Here is a 21804-nt window from a genome sequence, read left to right on the forward strand (position 1 = left end):
CTTCTTACCAATTAGTTTCACATCGAATGACAAATAACAAAAATGCTTACAGCGCTCGTAGTCGGGCCATAGAACCATTTCATGTGATGGCATTGTTGGCGCGTGCCAATGAATTACAAGCTAGCGGACATGATGTCATTCATCTTGAAATTGGCGAGCCTGATTTTACGACTGCCGCGCCGATTATTCAGGCAGGGCAAGCCGCGTTGGCAGCAGGTCACACGAAATACACAGCCGCACGTGGATTACCGCAACTGCGCGAAGCAATTAGCGGTTTTTACCAACAGCGTTATGGATTACAGATCGACCCGCGTCGCATCTTGATTACGCCGGGTGGTTCGGGGGCTTTGTTATTGACCACGAGTTTATTGGTCGATCCGGGCAAACATTGGTTGATGGCAGATCCTGGTTATCCTTGTAATCGCCACTTCTTGCGTTTGATTGAAGCCTCTGCCGCCTTGGTTCCAGTCGGGCCCGAAATGCGTTATCAACTGACGCCCGAGTTAATTCAAGCACACTGGCAAGAGCAGACGGTGGGCGCACTATTGGCGTCACCTGCCAACCCAACTGGGACATTGCTGAGCAAGCAGGAGTTGCTTGCCTTATCGCAAGCGATACATGCCCGTGCAGGGCATATGGTTGTGGATGAGATTTATCATGGTTTGACCTACGGCGTTGAGGCAAGTAGCGTTTTGGAAGTGAATGATGATGCCTTTGTACTCAATAGTTTCTCTAAGTATTTTGGCATGACAGGTTGGCGACTAGGCTGGCTGATTGCGCCGGATGCTGCGGTATCTGAATTAGAAAAATTGGCGCAAAATTTATACATCAGTGCTTCAAGCATTGCACAATATGCAGCGCTTGCTTGCTTTGAGCCTGCAAGTATCGATATCTTTGAAGAACGTCGGCGTGCATTTGCAAGTCGGCGAGATTTTCTATTGCCAGCGCTACGCCAATTAGGATTTAAGATCGCTGTGGAGCCTGCAGGCGCATTTTATTTATATGCGGACATCAGTGCATTTGGTGGCGATGCTTACGCGTTTTGTCAGCATTTTTTAGAGACCGAGTATCTTGCTTTTACGCCAGGACTTGATTTTGGATATCACCAAGCGCAGCAACATGTACGCTTTGCTTATACCCAAGACCTTTCACGTTTGCAGCAAGCGGTAGAGCGAATTGCGCGCGGCTTAGCAACTTGGAAAAGCATCGCAGCATAAATTCGTTGTAGGAAATTCTGTGTTTGTGACGATGCCTTATCTCACCGTTTTTGATTGATGCTTGTTTTCGTCGACGCCAATTGTTGCTCGATAATGACATTGCAAACACTGCTGATGCTTCGCTAGCATTAAATCACTTCACGCGTCAGCAATTGCGATTCTTTTTCCATTAAAATTAGCGCGATGCTAAATCTGATGCGACTGTATCTCCTCAGTTTGATGCGTCGCATAAATTAATTTGAATGCTTGTAGATCATTAAACTGATCAACCATAAATCTTCTGGTGCTGCCTTGTCTGTGCAGTACCTCATTAAATGTGGAGTCGTGTATGCAGTTATTCACCATTGCAAGACAGATTGTGTTCGGTACTTTGTTGCTGCTCTTGATTCCAGCGCGAGCAGAATTTGTGCAAACAACGATAACGGTGGGCGAGGGCGTCAACACACTGTATGGTAGCTTATTGGTTCCGGGACATAAGACTAAGCCGCCAGTGGTGTTAATTATCGCTGGCTCTGGACCAACTGATCGTGATGGGAATAGTCCGGCTTTACCAGGAAAAAACAATAATTTAAAAATGCTTGCGGAGGAATTAGCAATCGCTGGTTTTGCCTCAGTTCGTTTTGATAAACGCGGCATAGGCGAAAGTTTTGCTGCGGGCAAAGCCGAAGAAGATTTACGCTTTCAAACTTATGTCACGGATGTGCAAAGTTGGATTCAGCTACTGAATAAAGACCCGCGTTTTAGCGGTGTGGCGGTAATAGGCCATAGTGAAGGATCGACTTTAGGCATCATGGCCTTGCAAAATGAATCGGTGCAAGCCTATGTATCAGTTGCAGGGCCAGCACAATCCGCATCAAAAATATTGCGCGCACAATTGGCAAATAAATTGCCCCCCGATTTGGCAAAGCTCAATGAGTCTATTCTCACCAGTATGGAGAAATCTGAATTCGTGAAAGATGTTCCTGCTCCATTGTTGGCATTGTATCGCCCTAGCGTACAAGGCTATTTGATGTCGTGGTTTCCTATCGTGCCAGCTGATGCGATAAAAAAATTAGCGATGCCTATCGCGATTTTTCAAGGTGATACAGATATTCAAGTGGGCGTGAGTCAAGCCGTACAATTAGCGCAGGCACAGCCCAAAGCGGAGTTACATGTGATCAAAGGAATGAATCATATTATGAAAACCGTACCTGCTGATAACGCCCAACAAATCGCTTCTTATAGTGATCCAAACTTGGTACTTGATGCCGATTTCATTAAAAAGTTGACGAGTTTTTTGAAGAGAAATTTAGTTGCGAAGTAGTGACGTAGAGGATGCTCGATATTTATATGCCGCTTAGTACTAGGTATTTTAGTAGGTGCTTAAGTCGGTGCTTTAGTAAACACACCAAAGCAAGGTAATAAAAAGAAACAGCGCCGTTTTGATGCGGCGCTGTTTTTTTTAAGGTCTTTTTTGCGGATGCTGTTTTAGGATCATTTTTCAGAGTTCATGAACAGTAAGCACCCTGATCAGGCGTTAAGGCAACATCCGTTTTAAAGTATTGTCCTTCACCATATAGTGATGATACAGACCCGCTAAGGCGTGCAAGCCAATCAGGTAGTAGCCAACTAAGCCGACGGTTTCATGTACTTCTTCGATACTTTTTGCGAGTGCCTTATCGGGACCGATTAAGGCTGGAAGTTCGAGGCCAAAGAATGGAATTGGCTGTGCTTCCGCGCTTAAGATTAACCAACCAGCAAGCGGCATGCCAAGCATTAGTGCATACAAGGCGATGTGCATGACTTTCGCTAGTATTTCTTGCCAAGCTGGTGGCGCAGGAATGATCGCTGGAGTCGGATTACGTAAACGAATTAGCACACGCAATACGGCAAAAGCGAGTACCGATAAGCCCAACATAAAGTGCCACATTTTCATCGCTTTGCGCGCATCTGTTCCTTTGGGAAAGAGTTCTCTTAATTCGATGCTGGCGTACACCGCAATTAATAAAAATAGCATCAGCCAATGCAAGCCTATGCTAAGCGCGTGATAGCGCTGCGTGCTAACGGTAGAGACAGGTTTTGGGATAGCCATATAGTTTCCTTTGATGATGCCAAGTATTTATATGATAGGCGAAGTCCAGAGTCGATTGACATCGTTTAATGAAAAGTGTCGTTTTATTTGTAAAAGCGCAAGCAGTTTGTCGATGCCATAAATCGAATGCGAAAAAAATCGTATTTGATCCGCGGAAAATCGTAATTGATCTCAATTTGCTCGTGTTACACGAGCAGTCGATCTACAGTAAGCTATCACTGATGTTGAATGAGGAAAAACTATGTGGCAGAGCGTAATTAATTGGTATAAAAATTGGAATGACGAGTTACTGAATGTCTTGCGTGATCCACAGTTGGTAGAAACTGTGACGATTCCATGGCGCAAAAAAATTGCGAAGCAAGCTGCAAATTTATCAGCAATTGAGCGCGATCAGTTGTACCAGTTTTGTCTTGAATACCAAGGCGCAAAGCTGTGGTGGGCGGTGACCAAGTTAACGATTTTGTTCTCTGCTCTAGGCTTAGTGCTGTACTCGTTTAAACAAAAGGTGCACTGGTTGCCTGCTGTATTGGTGATGAATTTATTAGGATGGATGTTAGTGTTTGCCTTGGTCGGTATTTGGTTTAATTATCGTCAAATTTCGCGACGGCATTTTCATTTTTCTGCGAGTGCATTTCTTGGCGTGCTGTTTGGTTTTTTTGGTTTTACTTCATTAAGTGCGGTGATTCGAGGAAAAGATATTTGGGCGACAATTTGGAAGGACGGTCCGATTGTATTGGTAGTCGCTGGCATTGCTGGCGCACTGTATGTGCTGATGATTGGTATCGTCGCAGGTTGGCGTAATCAAGGCTACGAGACCAAAGCCGCGCAATTGGCGCTCGATGCAGAACGCGAAAAGAGCGCACGACAAGAAAGTGAGTCACAGTTGCGCTTGCTAAGGGCGCAAATCGAGCCACATTTTTTATTTAATACACTAGGGGCCGTGCAACAACTCGCTGAACAAGGCGCACCAAAGGCGGCGGAGCTGACTGCGAATTTGATTGTCTTTTTGCGAGCCAGTATGAGTGAAATGCGCGCCGAGCAAATTAGCCTGGCAGAAGAGTTTCGCTTAATCCAAGCCTATCTCGAAGTGATGAAAGCGAGAATGGGGTCACGGTTGAATTTCGAATTACAATTGCCGCCCGAGTTGGCATCGATTCCTGTACCAAGTATGTTATTGCTGACCTTAGCTGAAAACGCCATTAAACACGGTATCGAGCCATCTTTACGTGGCGGCGACATCCAAATCGTTGCGGAAAAATTAGGCACGGATTTGCTGATCACAGTGCAAGATAGCGGAGTTGGATTGAGTGATAAGCCGAACCCAGGAATAGGATTGCGAAATGTACGTGATCGTCTACGTTTGCAATACGGCACACACGCGACACTGTCGATTGCAGAAGCGGAACAAGGTGGGGTGATTGCCGAAGTGACGATACCCTTGGCTTGATCTGTTTTGCTGGTCGTGGAGGCCAGCACATCACGGTTTGATAACACTAAGCACATTAATCGATTCGTCAGCGGATTCGTCAATCAAGTCATCAATAAAGAATTTATACCAATCAATAAAGAGTGATCAATGAAAACAAAAGTCTTAATCGCCGAAGATGAACCTCTAATGCGTGAACGCTTATTAAGCCAATTGGACAGATTGTGGCCGCAGGCGGAGATTGTCATGGTGGCAGAAAATGGCAATGATGCTTGGGATGGTTTTCTTGAGCATGAGCCGAATTTGGTACTGCTCGATATTCGTATGCCCGGCTTGTCTGGGATTGAGGTTGCGCGTCGAATTGGCAAGGCTGCGCATATCATCTTTATCACCGCGTATGATCAATATGCGATCGAAGCTTTTGATGCTGGCGCGATTGATTATGTACTGAAACCTGTACAAGAAGATCGTTTGCGAAAAGCACTCGACAGAGTACAAGAGAAATTGCAAGCGACACCTACTGATTTGCAGGCAATCTTGAAGAGTCTACAAGCAGCTACTGCTTCCGTTAAGCCTGAGAAAATGAAGTGGATTAAAGCAAGTGTTGGAAAACAAATTAAGTTAATCGATGTCGATGATGTGTTGTTCTTTCAATCTGATACCAAATACACCCGCGTTGTATTGGCCGAATATGAAGCCTTGCTGCGGACACCATTGAAGGACTTGCTCGATGGGCTCGATAGCGACAAGTTTTGGCAAGTGCATCGATCTACCGTGGTCAATGCCAAAGCGATTGCAGCAGCAGAAAGAGTGGATGCTGAACGTATGCAGTTGCTAATAAAAGGACACAATGAAAAGCTGTTAGTGAGCCGAAATTTCACTTATTTATTTCGCGAGTAATGAAAAAAAATGCCGAAGTGGTCTGCAACCAAGGTAATTACGGCAACAAAAAGCTGTCACTAATGGCATCATTTTTGAGTAGAAGTGTAAAATTTTTTTGTTTTATTAACTATTGTTGTTTTTATCTTCGTTTGTTTTATACAACTACACACAAAAAAATCGCATCGGTTTTTTTCTATATAAAATTCAGAATTTACCTATGTCTGCGGCTGAAATGTGAGTGAATTTGACGGTTTCTTCCCTAAAGTTTGGACTCGTACAGTTTGATACTTGTTGTTACACTTTGCATACAAATACAGAATCCAAACAAATTGGATCAATTTAAACGTTCGGGGGGAGCCTGTAGTCAAAAGCTACGGACGCTGAATTACAAAATTGGTATGTAAGCTCAGCGTGATGTTGGTCAACCATGTTGTCCAGCATTGATCAATCTGCCTGTACATAATTATTTTAAAAAAATGGGGATATTTAATTATGGTAAAGCAGCACAATAAAGCATTACGTCCATTGGCAATTGCGATTTTGTTAGCAGGTGCGTTTAGCGCACAAGCTGCGGATCGTGAAGTATTCAAAGGCAATAATTCTGTTGCCTCTGCAGGTCTGAAAGCGTCCGATATGAAAGCGGAACGTAGCATGACTTATGCAAATGGTTTGAAAGTGACACGTCATCAGCAGATGTATCAAGGCGTTCCAGTTTGGAATGAAGCGATTGTTGAACACGAAGAAAAAAACGGCAATCGTCAATTAAAAGGCTCTATGTTGCGTAATCTCGATCGCGACTTGCCAAGTGTCAAAACAATTTTCTCTAAAGCAGATGCTTTGATTCAGGCGAAAACACAAGCACAAATTTTTGAGACTGAAAATGATCAGGCGCAACTATATGTGCGTCGCTCAGATAGCGGTGTTGCGCACCTTGTATATGTTGTGTCATTCAACGCGACCAATACCGAGGAACCACGCCGTCCATTCTTCATGCTCGATGCAAATACTGGTGTTGTGATTGATCGTTGGGAAGGTATTCATCACGTCAATGGCACTGGTCCTGGCGGTAATTCCAAAACAGGTCAATATGAGTTCGGTGTGAATTATGGTTATCTCGATGTAACGCAATCGGGCACGACTTGTTCCTTGAATAATGCGAACGTCGCGACCTACAACATGAATTCACGTACTAGTACGCCATCTAAGCCACATAGCTATACATGCCCACGTAACACGGTCAAAGCGATCAATGGCGCGTACTCACCAATGAACGATGCGCACTATTTTGGCGGCGTCGTTTTCAATATGTACCAAGCTTGGGCTGGCGTACGTCCATTGACGCAAAAATTGATTATGAAAGTGCATTACAAGCGTGCCTACGAAAATGCTTTCTGGGATGGTACTGCAATGTATTTCGGTGATGGTGCAACGACTTTCTATCCATTGGTTTCCTTGGATGTGACTTCGCACGAAGTTAGTCATGGCTTTACTGAGCAAAATGCGGGCTTGGTGTACTCCGGTATGTCTGGTGGTATGAATGAAGCATTCTCAGATATGGCGGGTGAAGCGGCAGAGTCCTACATGAAAGGAACGAATGATTTCCTAGTAGGCGCAGACATTTTCAAAGGTAGTGGCGCACTCCGTTACATGGCCAATCCACCACAAGATGGCCGTTCGATTGATCATGCTTCCAAATTCACCAGTACCATGGATGTGCACTATTCAAGCGGTGTATATAACAAAGCATTCTATTTGTTGGCCACCAAAACTGGTTGGAATGTACAAAAAGCTTTCCAAGTGATGGCTGATGCAAATCGTTTGTACTGGACTGCGAATAGCACTTTTAATCAAGGTGCTTGTGGCGTAGAAACGGCAGCGGTTAATCGTGGTTATGTGAAAGCGGATGTAACCGCAGCATTCTCTGCTGTGGGTGTTACTTGCACACCGTAAGTTCGATGTGTGATTGACGGTTAAATTTTAGTCTGTGGGACTTTTAGACGCCTGACAGAAATGTCAGGCGTTTTTTTTACGCATTTCAATCGAAAGATAACTTTGCGTGATCTTAGTGTGATTTTGGTATGTGGATTATTTCACCTTCGTAAGAAATTCTTCGATTTTCTGTAGCATCCATTGTGGCGCATCCGCCATAATAAAATGCTTCGCGTCTTGCGCAAACGCGATGTTGTTGAAGTCTTTAGGAATGTTTGCTAATTGTTTTTCGTAGGTCGCTTGTACTTGTGCCGCAGGTGTGTACGGTGCGCCATTTTGGAGTGCGCCCAAACTGAGTACCGGCACTTGAATGTTCTTTAATGCTGGACGTAAGTCTTTACTCGCCAGTTCACTCATCGCACGACCCGAAGTCATCGGATCTGAACGCATCATGTCTTTCGCAATTTGCGCATGCCAGTCAGCATTGTTTGCCATATTTTTTGCCATTGCCATTGGATCAAAGCCAGTATTTTGTGGCGGTGGCGTATTACCTGATTTTTGCATATTCGCTTGTGCTTCTGCATACATCGCGCCCAAGGCAGGTAAGCCGTCTACATTAATCGCCGCAGCAATTTTGTCTGAGTGATTTGACGCGAGTGAGAGCGCTAAAAAGCCACCTAAAGAATGTCCGATGATGATGGGCTTTTGCAATTTCTGCGCAGCGATATAGTCAATAATCGCTAGTTCTTGGGTCGCGATAAATCCCTTGCTGATCGCGCTGTTCGGCAACGCTTTGGTGCCAGCGAAGCCCGCTAAAGTGAGTACATGTAGTTGATACTTAGATTGAAGATGAGCGACCGTGTCTTTCCAAACGGCAGATGATGATGCGAGACCTGGAATCAAAATGATCGGGGTTCCAGCACCGCTTACTTCGACGGTGAACGGCGCTACCGCGCTGATTGGTGAGCTTGTTGTATCGCTAGCTTTTTTGTTGGCGTCTAGTGGTGTACCTTGTTGCGCAGTCGCTGGAAGATTGATACTAAGCACTGTGGCGACAAGAATTGCACTACTGCACAAGATGCGGCGCATATTCGTGAAACTTGATGTTGTTTGCATTTGGGAAGTGTGGAATGTTGGCGTATTCATAGTATGTCCTTGTGTTTGTTTTTTAATCTGAATGGCGAGTGAAGTGCATTGTAGAGATCAAACAAACACGAAACCAGTGACAAATGTCACCAGTTTTTATGACGATTTACCTCATCACAAGATCTGCCTAGATATTTGCAGATTCGTGATCGCCGATATGCATAGGATTTCATGCATTTGAATTGCACCGAACCTATGCGAGGTCTCAAGCAAGTACCCGTTGCGCCACTTGTAAGTACAAGGGAATCCCAAACAATAAATTTAATGGGAAAGTAAGGGCGAGCGACATACCGATGTATAAAGATGGATTGGCCTCAGGAATCGCATAGCGCACCACCGCGGGTACAGCGATATAGGAGGCACTCGACGCAAGTACCATCAACAACACCGTATTCCCTAACGAAAGCTGGAAGATCACGCCCATACCGAGTGCCAAGCCTGCATGACAAAGCGGTGCGATGACACCGAACGCAAATACCAGTGGCGATTGGTTTTTTAAGCCTGGCACATTGCGTGCAGCTAACAGACCCATGTCGAGTAAGAAGAATGCGAGTAAGCCCTTAAATAAATCGACAGAAAAAGGCCGCATCATATTTTGTCCAGCTTCGCCACTGATCATGCCGATCATGAGTGAGCCTAGCAAAAGCAACTGAGCGCCATCGGTAAAAGATTCATGGAGTAGTTTCTTCACCGAGAGCGAAGATGGCATCTCTTGGTTGACTGCGTTTGCATGGGCTTGCTGACTACGTACGCGATTCGCAATAAAAATCGCGATGATGATGGCGGGCGATTCCATCAGCGCCATCGCTGCTGCCATATGTCCACCATACGCGATCGATTGATGATCGAGTATCTGCGTGGCGGTGATAAATGTGACCGCGCTGACTGAGCCATAAGTTGCCGCTAATGCTGCTGCATCGAAATGCGTAATAAAGCGTTTTAGCAATTGAAAAGCGAGTAAAGGGACAATGATCGCTAAGCTGATGGCGCAAGCCAAGCTGATCAATACTTCGCTGGTAAAGCCGGTTTTCTCAAGTGCGAATCCACCTTTTAAGCCTAGTGCCATCAATAAATAGAGCGATAAAAAGCGTGAAATTTGTTGTGGAATTTCTAGATTAGATTTGAAAAATCCAGCCAATAGACCGAATAAGAAAAAGAGAATAGCCGGGTCGCTAAACGTCATCATAAACAAAAGATCCTAGTGTGGTGCGCGTACGGAGCGCAATAGGGCGGCATTGTAGTGATTGGTTGCTATAGAGTAAAATCAATAATTATTATGTAAATCATCGATAAAAATCTATGAATGTCAGTTTTCGCCAATTAAAACTTTTACTCGCAGTAGCCGAACATCGCAGCATTACCGCAGCGGCCGATGCTTGCTACATCACGCAACCGACAGTATCAATGCAACTGAAAGCGATGTCGGATGAAGTAGGTTTGCCTTTGTACGAAGTGATTGGCAAACAGGTTTTTTTGACGGCAGCGGGAGAGGCGGTGGCGCAATCGGCGCGCATGATTCGTGACGAGTTTGATTACTTGCAGCAGACTATCAGTGCAATGAAAGGGCACACAGAAGGGCGCTTACGCGTGGCAATTGCTAGTACCGCAAAGTATTTTGTGCCACGTATGTTGGGGAACTTTTATAAACAGTTTCCGAATATTGATATTGCATTCGAAGTCTTAAATCGTGACGGTGTCGTCAATCGTTTAAAGGCGAATGCAGATGACTTATACATCATGTCGATTCCGCCCGCTGATTTAGATTTAGAGCAGTATCGATTTTTAGAAAATCCGCTAGTAGTAATCGCGCCTATCGATCATCCGCTCGGTGCAAAAAAGCGAATTAAACGCAAGGAGTTAATCGATGAATTATTTGTCTTGCGTGAAGCGGGTTCAGGCACGCGACTAGCATGTAACGCCTATTTCACTGAGCATCAGTTTCAACCCAAAGTACGTTTAGAACTTGGCAGTAACGAGGCCATCAAACAAGCAGTCGCGGGTGGTTTAGGTCTCGCTATTATTTCCAAACACGCATTGAGTCAAAATCTCGCATCAGAAGGTTTGCAAATTTTAAAGGTCGACAATTTTCCGATTCATTCTAATTGGTGGATTATTTATCCTAAAGGAAAACGATTATCCCCAATCGCAAAGGTGTTCTTCGAGCATTTACAAGATTGGGCATAATTTTATTCCAGCAAATAAAATATATTTTATTTTTCATAATGCATAGATTGTAATAAAATTGATTTAGGTTTACACGTCCAACTTCATCAAATTAATCAGACCTGCGACAGCTTTTGAGTCTTAGTTGATGTAGTCATCGGAATAAGTATTGAATCCAACTGAAAACAGGCTACTTATCAATCTACGTATATGAAAAAACTAAACCTACTATCTCTTATCATTATTTTTTCCGTATTACTCAGTGCGTGTGGCGGTGGCGATTCGACCAGTCCTAGCCAGAGTCCTAGCCCAACACCTATCGTTATTGTTAAGAAAACGATTAACGTTGATAACATAGAGCAGGTATTTGCTAGTTTCTTGCTCTATCGTTATCGGTTAACCAAAGAAATTGATCTGCTTTCGAAATTCAGTGGGACTATACCTGTCTCTTCTGCTAGGTTTGTTCCGTGTCCACTGGGGGGGAGTGTGGATAGGTCCGTTACGGTAACGTTTTACTATTGTTACACTGATCAAGGGGTAATGAATAGTGGCTCCATAACTTGGACCCCCCCAGGATATGGGCCAACTCGGAATAATTGGTATGATTTTGTTGATCTAAATTATCAATTGAGTGACGATACTGAAGTACAGCTGCTTAGTGGTATCTATCATCCTTTGACGAGTACATTATTTAACACTGTCGATTTGCGACGTTTCAATGTTAAATATACTAGGGGAGCAAGAACTGAAACATATAACAATTATGCCGAGTGGCCAAGAATCGTTGAGATCACAACGTTTGATGGTGTGGCCAGCCAAAATTTTAAATTGACTGAATATGATGATAAAAGCTTGCCTGTTACACCAGTTATCAGTGCGGCAGATGGTTCGAATATTAGTATCGAATTTAGCTCTAATGGTTCTGCGAATTTGAGCCTGCGAAACGATAAAGACGGTGTTGCACACGCGACGAAAAACTTTACGCAAGCCGAGATCGATAGGCTTCTTGTGAAGGAAAGAAAATCAAAGACTTGATTTTTTCATGACGCTACAGTGTTAATAGTGCGGTAAATGATCGATGCAAGCATTGACCGTTTCTTCTTATACACTCTCTTTTAATAAACTTAACAACGCCGCAGTATCCATACGTGCAGCGGCATCGCCACCATCTAATAAACTGTCCGCAAGATCACGTTTTTCGGCATGTAGTGCGAGGATCTTTTCTTCTATCGTGTCTTGCGTTACCAATCGATAAATCGTGACTGGGCGTTGTTGTCCCATGCGGTGCGCACGGTCTGAGGCTTGGTCTTCTACCGCTGGGTTCCACCATGGATCAAGGTGAATCACGTAATCGGCGGCAGTTAGATTGAGACCCGTTCCGCCAGCTTTTAAGCTGATTAAGAAGATATCGCCGTGACCTGCTTGAAATGCATCGACGCGTTTTTTACGTTCTTGTGCTGGTGTGCTACCGTCAATATATTGATAGGCGATCCCTTGTTGATCGAGCCAATCACGAACTAATGCTAGGTGATCGACGAATTGGCTAAACACCAAAGCCTTGTGGCGATTGTCGAGTAATTCTTCAACCGTATGTTGCAAGACCGCGAGTTTGCTGCCACTGATGTTGGCGTTTTTCATTACCAGTTTTGGGTGGCAGCAGAAGCGGCGCAGCTTGGTAATTTCCGCCAATACTTGCATCGATTGACCGGAAGTCGGATCGATCTGCGCGATTTTGTCGATGGCTTCTTGCCTTAATGCCTCATACAGATGGCGTTCTTCGTCGCTGAGTTCAACTTGTAGATTGATCTCGGTGCGTGGTGGCAGTTCACTTAAGACTTGCGTCTTGGTACGCCGTAAGATAAATGCTTGAATTAGCTTTTTCAAATGGGCGCGCACCGCTTTGTCGCCGCGTTCGATCGGGGCGCTAAATTTATCGATGAAGTGTTCTTTTGATCCTAATAATCCTGGGTTGATGAAGCGGAACAGATTCCACAATTCACCTAAATGATTTTCTACGGGGGTTCCGCTAGCAATCATCTTAAAATCTGCGCTCAAAGCCATGGCAGCTTGGCTGCGCTTGGTCGCGGCATTCTTAATGACTTGTGCTTCGTCTAGCACAACGCTGTGCCAATGCTGTGCTGCAAAGCTTGCTGCATCTTGTTGTAGCATGCCGTAACTAGCAATCACGATATCAAAAGCGCCCAAATCTTGTAGTGAACGTTCTTGTTGATAAGCGCGAATTTTCAGTGTGGGCGCAAAGCGTGCCACTTCGCTTTGCCAATTCATCGCAACCGAAATTGGCGCGACCACTAAAGCTGGCCCATTTGGTGCGCGATCGACTAACAGTGCTAGCGTTTGCACCGTTTTGCCTAAACCCATATCATCCGCCAAGCATGCGCCCACACCCCATTTGGCCAGTCTAGCTAACCATTGGAAACCTTCTAATTGATAGTCGCGTAATTGTGCTTGTAAAGTGGATGGCACTTGCGGCGTAAAGTTGGCGAGTACTTCTAGTTTTTCGACTTGCTCACGCCAAGCTTTATCGACTTTGAGTTCACCAACTTCATCGGCTAGTTCTGCCAGTGCAGGAGCCGCTAAAGAATTGATGCGTATGCCATCTTTTCCACTCAGTTCTGCAAAATGGCGTAATTCGTCCAAGCGTTTGCGGAAGCTTTCGGTTAAGGCGATAAAGTCATGTTCACCAATTTTTAAGAAGCGTCCCTTAGTTGTTTCTGCCATTTGCATTAGTTCTCGCAGCGCCAGTACCCGACCATCATCGAGGGTGACTTCACCACCAGCGACAAACCATTCGCCCTGTTTTTTGATACTCAGGCGCATATTGCCTAGAGATCTTTGTCCTTGTAGACGGAAGCGCTCACCTTCAGGCCATACCAATTGCAATTGTTGCTCGGGAATTGCGTTGAGTTGGCTTAACAATTCCAGACATTGTTCCGGCGTTTGCCATTGCCATTCGCGATTACTTTCTTCCGCGCTATCGGCCTGCGTAAAAGCTGGACAGCTAGCGAGGATGTCTTGTAAGGCGGTATTTTCTGCGACTAAATTACGGCTTGCTTGTACCGTTTTTCCATCGATTTCGCCCAACACATTGCTAGCACCTTTTGCTGGCATCAACCATGCACCCTGCGCTAAGGGACGCACTAATAACTGCAAACGTAGACCTTCTTTGAGCGGCAGTAAGTGTGCATACAAAGTGGCATCGGCTGCTACCGTATGAATGTGCTGCGCTAATTCTGGCAGGTCAGAATGAATCGCTAGATGCGGTGCAATCGCCGCGATCACATCAACCAATTGCGATTTGGCTGCGCTTGGCACCGTCAGTCCAGAACCGAGGATGCTCGCAATTTGTTTGATCTCGGGACTAGAGCTATAAATCGCCAAGCGCGTTGGTGTTTCTTTGCGCGCGACGTAAGCTTGTTGAGCCGTGATTGGCGGTTCTAATTGCAAGCTAATGTGATCGTTCTTTTCTTTGAGAAAAAGAGTCAGTTCGCCTTTGACGATATCGACACGAATATCCGGTGCATCGCTCCAATACACTTGTGGGTGACTGATCAGCAAAGGCAAGACTTTGTCGATGTCGAGTGTATATTCGGCGTGACCGTAATAGCCATCTAAAGTCTTGCGTACGCAGTCGATTACTTGCTTATCTTGTTCGCTAAGATAAGTTAGGCTTTCTTGCTCCTGCACTAGACGCTTGAGCGCAATCGGTCGGCCCTTACTCCACACACCTTTGGCACTGATTTTTTGTTCGCGCGGTTCTATTAGCGCGTGATCACGCAATACGCTTAGTTGCCAGACTAAGCGCGTTTCGGTCGGGGCTTTGTGATTGTCGCTATTCGTAGTTAGATTTAATTGACTTAAGGCAGTCAGTGCACGTTGCCAAGATTCTTCGCGTTGGAAGCAGCTATACAGTGGCTGTAGTTTGTGTTGTGCATGCCAAGCCGTCATTTGTGGCGCATCGCCATAGTGTTTGGCTAGCAAGGCATCGGCCTCTGCTGCCAACCATAGGTAGCCATGTTTGGTATAGCGTTGATAGGCAGCACGCAATCGTTGATGTGCATCTTCTCTGATTGGTTCGCTTTCCCAAAACAGAGCTAAACACTCGAATAAAGTTTCAACGCCAAGTTCACGTTGCAATACAAAGCGTTTGCTTGTGAGTGGTGTTCCTTTGGAGATATGGTTAGTGAGTGATTCCAATAGATAGTATGTGAAGGCATCGTTTTGTTTGATGCCATCATCAACTTGCTCTTTTAGTTTTTTGCGATGGTCTGCGCTATCGACCGCGAATAAGCAAACCGTGTAAAGCAGACCAAGCAGGTCACCCAAATGAACTTTGCGCTTGCCAGTGTTTTTCTTGATATTTTTCGTAATCGCTTCGATCTGTTCTAAAGCCAGCGCATAGTCGCCACGGCTGATTGCGACCGCGAATGCATGTGTGCTGCGATGTTCATCCAAGCAGTACGCTGCTAATTTTTCTAATGCAGCAAAATCGGCACGTAGCAGTGTCTGCCAGATTAATTGCTCCAGCACTAGTGGAATACCTTCACCTAACTGCGCTAAATTTTCTAGCGCATATTGATAGGCAGCTTGGGTGTCACCAGCAGTCCAATTGTTTTGGTAAAACAAATCAGATAGCAAAATACCTTTGCTAAATGCAGAGAATTGATTAAAGATCTGTTGACCTGCATTGGTCTTAAATAGCTGCTCAGCCAAGACGGTTTTGTCACCAGTACGTGCTTCGAAAAATTCATTGCGCCAATAAGCGATTCCATCGATCTCATTAATCAAGCAGGAAAAGAATAATTCGCGTCGACAAAAAGCGGCGTTATGCACCTTCCAATGTTTGTATTCTTCTCGCTTGCTTAGAATCACGCGAATGCTACTAATCCAAGCATGGATGTCGCTGTGTTCCAATAGATGTGCAATCAATGGCATCTGTAAGCCTTCATTCAGCACATAGCCTTTGCCGCTCACAGGCGAGACCAATTGCTTTTCATGTAGCACGGCCAATTGATCACGCACCGCTATCACTCCTGGCACTTCACCCGCTTTTCCAAAAGATTCGCGCCGCTGCAACAACAATTCCAGCATGACATTTTGGCTGAGTGGCGAGTCAAGTAGCGCGAGTGCATACAGAAATGGAAATTCCTGCGCTTCGAGATGATCAAATTGGTGCATTGGCTGAGGGATTTTGAGGAATTCTGAAAGCTGGATTTTACCTGATTTGCGCCTGTGTTAAGTATCACATTACTCTGAGCCTAGTGTTTAGGATCTGGTCTCATTTGTAATCTATTATTTTCTAAGGATGTGCTAATTATTTGGCTTGGTGGAAGATGGCGGTGATTGAATTGATTCGAATAAACTCTCTAAGCCTGGTCATTAACAAGTAACAATGCATTCATAGTATCAAGACCTTCATCACTCGGAGGTCGTATATGAATTCTCAACATAGTCGTCGTCAGTTTATTCGTCAATTCGCAGCTACTACTGCGGTTGCTTCAACTAGTCTCGCTTTAAGTGCATGTGGCGGTGCAGGAATTGCGCCGGTGTATGCGACTTTTGAGCATGGTGTGGCTAGTGGTGATCCCTTGAGTGATCGCGTTATTATTTGGACGCGGGTAACACCATCGAGCAACTACGATGGTCGAGATTTTGAATTGACTTGGCAGCTTGCAAGTGACGAGCAATTTTCTAAGGTGATTAAGTCGGGTTCGATTGTGACCAATGCGAGTCGAGACTTCACTGCAAAAATTGACGTGACGGGTTTGAGTGCAAACACCAATTACTTTTATCGCTTTAATTTTGATAGTCGCTTATCGCCAGTGGGGCGTACCAAGACTTTGCCGATTGGTAGCGTGCAACAAGTTAAGCTCGCAGTCGTTTCTTGCTCGAATTATCCGGCTGGCTATTTTCATGTCTATGCAGAGATTGCCAAATTAAACGATCTTGATGCCGTGCTGCATCTTGGCGACTATATTTATGAATATCCACGCGATGGTTATGCTTCGCAAGATGCGGCGAGTTTGAATCGTCAAGTCGAACCAAAAACCGAGATCGTTACCTTGACGGATTACCGCACGCGATATGCGATTTATCGTAGTGATACCGATCTGCAAGCGGTGCATGCGAAGCATCCTTTCATTACGGTTTGGGATGATCACGAGTTTGCTAACGATACTTGGAATGGCGGTGCAGAAAACCATGATCCAGCCAAAGAAGGTCCATTTAGCGCACGTCGCGCCGCAGCTTTACAGGCTTATCATGAATGGATGCCAATTCGCTTGCCTGATGCGAGTAAAAATGATCGCATCTACCGCTCATTCGATTTTGGTAATCTAGCTTCCTTGCATATGTTAGATACGCGATTGATTGGTCGTGATAAACAATTATCTTATGCGACGTATATGGGAGCTGGTGGTGCGTTTGATACGGCAAAGTTTAGTGCCGATATGGGCAATCCAAACCGTCAATTGATGGGGCAGGAACAAAGCACTTGGCTGCAAGCACAAATGAGTAAATCAACTGCGACTTGGCAGATTTTGGGGCAGCAGATTTTGATGGCGCGCATGAATATACCGGCACCACTAGTGTTGGGACAAATTAGCTTCTCGGATTACACCACGCTATTAGGAAAAGCCCAACTAGCACCAGCAACTTTGACGTCGAGCGAAACAGCGATACTGACGCAACCCGCGATTCCATACAATCTTGATGCTTGGGATGGCTATGTAGTGGCGCGTGAAACTGTATTTGCGACCGCCAAAGCATTGGATAAAAATTTGATCTCTTTGGCTGGAGATACGCACAATTCATGGGCGAGTGATTTGCTTGATTTGAATGCGAACGCGATCGGTGTTGAGTTTGGTGTTTCGTCCGTGAGTTCACCAGGTTTTGAAGAATACTTTGCGAAAGAAGATCCGGCGAAGGTAGCAGCAGGATTAGAGCAAATCATTGCGCCATTGGTGTACGCAGAAACGAAAAGTCGTGGTTATATGTTGGTGTCGGCTACACCGTCTGAAGCGCGTTGTGAATGGCGTTATGTGAGCACGGTAAAGTCAAAAACATATACCGCTGTGAGTGGCAAAACTCTCAAGGTTTTGCCTGGTAAAGCGAACCGTAAATTATTGCCTACTTGAGTTGTGCACTGAGATAAGTCGTATATGAAGAAGGAGGCGTGGCGGTGGCGATGCTTCCTTCTTTGTACAAGCTGAATTACTTTAGCTTGTGGCTTCGCAGTTTGCCAACAATGCCGGTCGGGAAAAAGTAGACCGACAGAATAAACAAAACACCCAGCCACAGCATCCAACGATCAGGATGAAATATTTGTGCCAAGATAGGAAAATCAACTAGCGATTCAGCGCCTTGGGCCATTAAATTTTTCAAGTAATTTTGCGCAATGATAAATAACGCCGCACCAATCACTGCACCATATAAAGTACCCATACCACCGATCACGACGATCAATAAAATGTCGGTCATGACCTCAAAACTTAGCATGGTTTTGGGCCCAACATAACGTAGCCATAGCGCCATTAAAGCACCTGCTAACGCAGCTAATAAAGCTGCTAAACAATTCGCCAACACACGATACACAACGGTACGATAACCAAGCGCTTCAGCGCGGAATTCATTTTCACGTATTGCCTGTAGGACGCGACCGAATGGTGAATTGACGACGCGCAGCAAGAATAAAAACAGTAATACGCAAACGCTAAATACGATGTAATAGGTAATGATCTTGCCGTCGATGGTACGTCCCCATAAATCATTTTCAAATAGCTGAAAGCCGGGTGTCAGAATTTCTGGAACGCGAAAGGTAATGCCATCTTCGCCACCAGTGAGATCAGACAGTTGTGACGCTAATACGGCAAATGAGGATGCCACTGCCAAAGTAATCATCGAGTAAAAAATGGCACGTACGCGTAAGGCGAATAAACCTATCATCAATGCGAGTGCCACTGTCAAGATCAAAGCGAGTAAAACACCGATCACGATGATGCCCCAGCCTGGTGTGCCAGATGATAGTGCTAAGCCAACGCCGTAAGCACCGATGCCAAAAAACATTGTGTGCGCGAATGAAACGATACCGGTATAGCCGAGTAGTAAATCGTAAGACGCGACCAAAATAATGTAGATGCAAATTGTCGCTGCGGTATTCAAAGGGCGTGCGCCGCTCGTGATGAATGGTGCCGCAGCCAATCCGAAAAATGTCAGTAATAATAAAGCCGATAGCATACGGCTACGCGGTAGATCATCGGACAAGAGTTGACGGAATAGATTCATATAATTTTCGTTCTCTAGGTAAATTGCAGCAAATTTTTACGGCATACTTTTTCGCGTATGCGATTAAGCTCCGCGCCGACCAATCGCGTACAGACCTGCTGGCCGCCACAATAGAATCGCCATCATCAAAGCAATATTTGATACTAAGGCGAATTTGGGTGCTAAAAATCCTGCGTAATTCGTTACCAGGGCCATCAATAAAGCGCCAATAAAACAACCGCCAACCGAGCCTAAGCCGCCAATGATGACTACGATAAATACCATGACCATCACTTCACTGCCCATCGCGGCGGTCAGTGTTTCTTTGTACAAGCCCCACATCACACCACCTAAACCAGCGAGTGCTGAGCCAGCCGCGAATACCGCGACGAATAGACGACGAATGCGATAACCCAAGGCTTCCACCATCTCGCCATTTTCAACACCTGCGCGGATTAATAAACCTAGCTTGGTACGATTCAGAATCAAGAACATGGACAAAAAGACGATGATGCCAACTACCACAGCGATCAATCGATACTTTTCAATCGCCGCATCGCCAATAAAAATCGCGCCGCGTAGGCTTTCTGGTAGGGGCAAAGGAATCTGTTCAGCGCCCCAGATGACACCGATGATTTGTTCGGCGACGATCATGCCACCCATCGTAATGAGAATTTGTTTTAAATGTTGTCCATACACAGGCATGATGATCAAGCGTTCAAACGCCCAACCTAAAACCGCGGTGACTAACATTGCAAAAATAAGGGCTAAACCAAGTACGCCCAGATTCATCCATAAAGAGTCAATCTCTAGCCATCCCTTCATCGGCAATAGCACCATGGTTGCTGCGTAAGCGCCGACAGCGACAAATGCACCATGACCAAAATTTAAAACATCCATCAGACCAAACACCAGCGTCAAGCCACTAGCCATGATGAAGATCATCATACCCATTGCAAGCCCAGCCACAGTCAAGGTGAGCCACGTGGGAAAACTGCCGATCAAGGGCAGCATCGCCAACGCCAATACAGGCACTAAAAAAAGAGGCGCTAGATCGCGCGGTTTGCTTGGTAGATCAGGATTGCTCATATACGGTAATTACCTATTGCTTGATGTGACGGCAAATTGTTCTGGCTTTATTGATGGCTGGCCAGTGATAGTCCTAATAATTTTTGCTGTAAATCTTCATTGTTTGCTAGTTCGCGCATGCTGCCGGTATGCACGACACGACCATCATCCATGACGGCTACCGTGTCACCCAAATTTTTTACAAAGTTAAAATTCTGCTCGACCAAGAGTATGGTGGTATCGGTCGCTTTGAGTTCTGTGAAAGCGTCCATCAGGCTTTGAATAATGGCAGGTGCCAAGCCTTTGGTTGGTTCATCGACCAGTAATAATTTGCGCGGCTCTATCATCGCGCGCGCAATCGCTACCATTTGTTTTTGACCGCCGGATAGGTTGCCAGCGGGGTAATTCCAGAACTTTTTTAAAGCGGGAAAGAAAGCAAAAATCCATTCAAGCCGATGCGTATCCATCGTTCCATTGCGTGCGGCTAAGTGCAGGTTTTCTTTCACCGTCAAATCCGAAAAGATCTCCATGCTTTCAGGTACATAAGCAATGCCTGCTTGTGCAATTATTGGCGTTGCTTGCGCTGCGATGTTGTTGCCATCGAACAGAATGCTACCTTGGCTGGCTTTCCATAAACCCATAATCGTGCGCAAAGTAGTAGTCTTGCCAGCACCATTTCGACCGAGTAAAACCGAGAGACCACCACGCGGCACTAGCAAATCGACACCTTGCAAAATGTGGTACTCGCCTATATGCGTATGGACGCCATTCAACTGTAATAGTGGTTGATCTACCTGGGTTGGATCTATTACTTCAGACATCTTACGCCACTCCCTTACCTAAATACGCTTCTTGTACTATGGCAGATGCCATCACACTCGCTGGTTCACCATCCGCCACCAAGGTGCCATTGTGTAGCACGATGATGCGGTCGGCCAAAGAGCGCACCACGTCCATTTTGTGTTCGACTAAAAGAATGGTTTTATTTTTCTCCGACTTCACTTCTTGGATCAGATTCAACACCACCGGCACTTCATCGACACTCATGCCTGCTGTGGGCTCGTCGAACATCATGATCTCAGGCTCTAATGCCAAGAGGATGGCGACTTCGAGTTTGCGCTTATCACCATGCGATAAGGTAATGACGCGATCATTGCTACGATTCGCTAATGCCACGCGGTCTAGATAATGCTCAGCACGTTGAATTAACTCACGATGACTAGACCACAAGGAGAAAATATTCAAACCAATTCCGGCCCGACTCTGTACCGCCAAGCGCACATTTTCCATCACCGATAAATGCGGAAATAAATTAGTCAGCTGAAACGCACGTCCGATGCCCGCACGTGTACGTTTGGCTGCACCAAACTTGGTAATGTCTTGACCAAATAAACTAACGCTGCCCGCACTGGCATTCAATTGACCCGAGATCAGATTAAAGTAAGTGGTTTTGCCCGCGCCATTGGGGCCGACGATGACAGTGAGGCTGCCCGGATAAAAATCCGCGCTCACTTGATTGACCGCGACATGACCACCAAAGTGGATGCTCAAGTCGCGGGTACTCAAAGAAGGCGAGCTAACAGTTGATGTGCTGCTGGTTTGCATGTGCTGTGCTATCTAGA

Annotated in this window: 16 protein-coding genes; 8 read left to right on the plus strand and 8 right to left on the minus strand. The window is 45.5% G+C overall.

Features of this window, described 5'->3' with window-relative positions:
• Positions 1-26 precede the first annotated feature (26 nt).
• Both IE103_RS08715 and IE103_RS08720 read left to right on the plus strand, forming a co-directional pair.
• Positions 27-1217, plus strand: coding sequence for a pyridoxal phosphate-dependent aminotransferase (locus IE103_RS08715; protein WP_189345711.1), 1191 nt, complete (start codon positions 27-29; stop codon positions 1215-1217).
• 328 nt (positions 1218-1545) lie between these two features.
• Positions 1546-2520 carry an alpha/beta hydrolase family protein gene (locus IE103_RS08720; RefSeq protein WP_189345712.1) on the plus strand — a complete coding sequence of 325 codons (975 nt, stop codon included), beginning with the start codon at positions 1546-1548 and terminating at the stop codon, positions 2518-2520.
• Positions 2521-2733: 213 nt separating this feature from the next.
• Here IE103_RS08720 and IE103_RS08725 read toward each other — a convergent pair whose 3' ends face one another.
• The gene (locus IE103_RS08725; protein ID WP_189345713.1) at positions 2734-3288 is read right to left on the minus strand and encodes a cytochrome b; all 555 of its coding nucleotides are present in this window, start codon (positions 3286-3288) and stop codon (positions 2734-2736) included.
• 241 nt (positions 3289-3529) lie between these two features.
• Here IE103_RS08725 and IE103_RS08730 point away from each other — a divergent pair, with 241 nt between their 5' ends.
• The 3 genes from IE103_RS08730 (at position 3530) to IE103_RS08740 (ending at position 7546) form a co-directional block, all read left to right on the plus strand.
• Positions 3530-4735: a sensor histidine kinase gene (locus tag IE103_RS08730; RefSeq protein WP_189345714.1), complete on the plus strand. Its 1206-nt coding sequence runs from the start codon at positions 3530-3532 to the stop codon at positions 4733-4735.
• A gap of 129 nt (positions 4736-4864) precedes the next feature.
• Entirely contained in the window at positions 4865-5614 is a 750-nt protein-coding gene (locus IE103_RS08735) for a LytR/AlgR family response regulator transcription factor (RefSeq protein ID WP_189345715.1), read from the plus strand.
• Positions 5615-6088: 474 nt separating this feature from the next.
• On the plus strand, positions 6089-7546 hold the full coding sequence (locus IE103_RS08740) for a M4 family metallopeptidase (RefSeq protein WP_189345716.1): 1458 nt from the start codon (positions 6089-6091) through the stop codon (positions 7544-7546).
• Positions 7547-7681: 135 nt separating this feature from the next.
• Here IE103_RS08740 and IE103_RS08745 read toward each other — a convergent pair whose 3' ends face one another.
• Both IE103_RS08745 and IE103_RS08750 read right to left on the minus strand, forming a co-directional pair.
• Positions 7682-8671: an alpha/beta fold hydrolase gene (locus IE103_RS08745; protein ID WP_229827176.1), complete on the minus strand. Its 990-nt coding sequence runs from the start codon at positions 8669-8671 to the stop codon at positions 7682-7684.
• Positions 8672-8876: 205 nt separating this feature from the next.
• Positions 8877-9857, minus strand: a complete 981-nt coding sequence (locus IE103_RS08750; protein ID WP_189345717.1) for a sodium-dependent bicarbonate transport family permease — start codon at positions 9855-9857, stop codon at positions 8877-8879.
• 113 nt (positions 9858-9970) lie between these two features.
• On the opposite strand from IE103_RS08750, the gene IE103_RS08755 reads away from it, so the two are divergent.
• Both IE103_RS08755 and IE103_RS08760 read left to right on the plus strand, forming a co-directional pair.
• Entirely contained in the window at positions 9971-10855 is an 885-nt protein-coding gene (locus IE103_RS08755) for a LysR family transcriptional regulator (RefSeq protein ID WP_189345718.1), read from the plus strand.
• A gap of 189 nt (positions 10856-11044) precedes the next feature.
• Positions 11045-11869: a hypothetical protein gene (locus IE103_RS08760; protein ID WP_189345719.1), complete on the plus strand. Its 825-nt coding sequence runs from the start codon at positions 11045-11047 to the stop codon at positions 11867-11869.
• Between the two features lie 66 nt (positions 11870-11935).
• On the opposite strand, the gene IE103_RS08765 is transcribed toward IE103_RS08760, so the two are convergent.
• A complete protein-coding gene (locus tag IE103_RS08765; RefSeq protein WP_189345720.1) occupies positions 11936-16030 on the minus strand; it encodes a DEAD/DEAH box helicase in 4095 nt (1364 codons plus the stop codon).
• Between the two features lie 257 nt (positions 16031-16287).
• Between IE103_RS08765 and IE103_RS08770 the strand changes: the two genes are divergently transcribed.
• The gene (locus IE103_RS08770) at positions 16288-17988 is read left to right on the plus strand and encodes an alkaline phosphatase D family protein (protein ID WP_189345721.1); all 1701 of its coding nucleotides are present in this window, start codon (positions 16288-16290) and stop codon (positions 17986-17988) included.
• Between the two features lie 76 nt (positions 17989-18064).
• Here IE103_RS08770 and IE103_RS08775 read toward each other — a convergent pair whose 3' ends face one another.
• The 4 genes from IE103_RS08775 to IE103_RS08790 form a co-directional block, all read right to left on the minus strand.
• Complete coding sequence (locus IE103_RS08775; RefSeq protein WP_189345722.1) at positions 18065-19135, minus strand: branched-chain amino acid ABC transporter permease; 1071 nt, start codon at positions 19133-19135, stop codon at positions 18065-18067.
• A gap of 63 nt (positions 19136-19198) precedes the next feature.
• Entirely contained in the window at positions 19199-20203 is a 1005-nt protein-coding gene (locus tag IE103_RS08780; RefSeq protein ID WP_189345723.1) for a branched-chain amino acid ABC transporter permease, read from the minus strand.
• 47 nt (positions 20204-20250) lie between these two features.
• Positions 20251-21003 carry an ABC transporter ATP-binding protein gene (locus tag IE103_RS08785; RefSeq protein ID WP_189345724.1) on the minus strand — a complete coding sequence of 251 codons (753 nt, stop codon included), beginning with the start codon at positions 21001-21003 and terminating at the stop codon, positions 20251-20253.
• Between the two features lies 1 nt (position 21004).
• Positions 21005-21787 (minus strand): ABC transporter ATP-binding protein, encoded by a 783-nt coding sequence (locus IE103_RS08790; protein WP_189345725.1) that lies wholly within the window; start codon positions 21785-21787, stop codon positions 21005-21007.
• Positions 21788-21804 lie beyond the last annotated feature (17 nt).

The sequence above is a fragment of the Affinundibacterium macrobrachii genome (assembly GCF_014652415.1).
Taxonomy (GTDB): Bacteria; Pseudomonadota; Gammaproteobacteria; order Burkholderiales; family Burkholderiaceae_D; genus Undibacterium; species Undibacterium macrobrachii.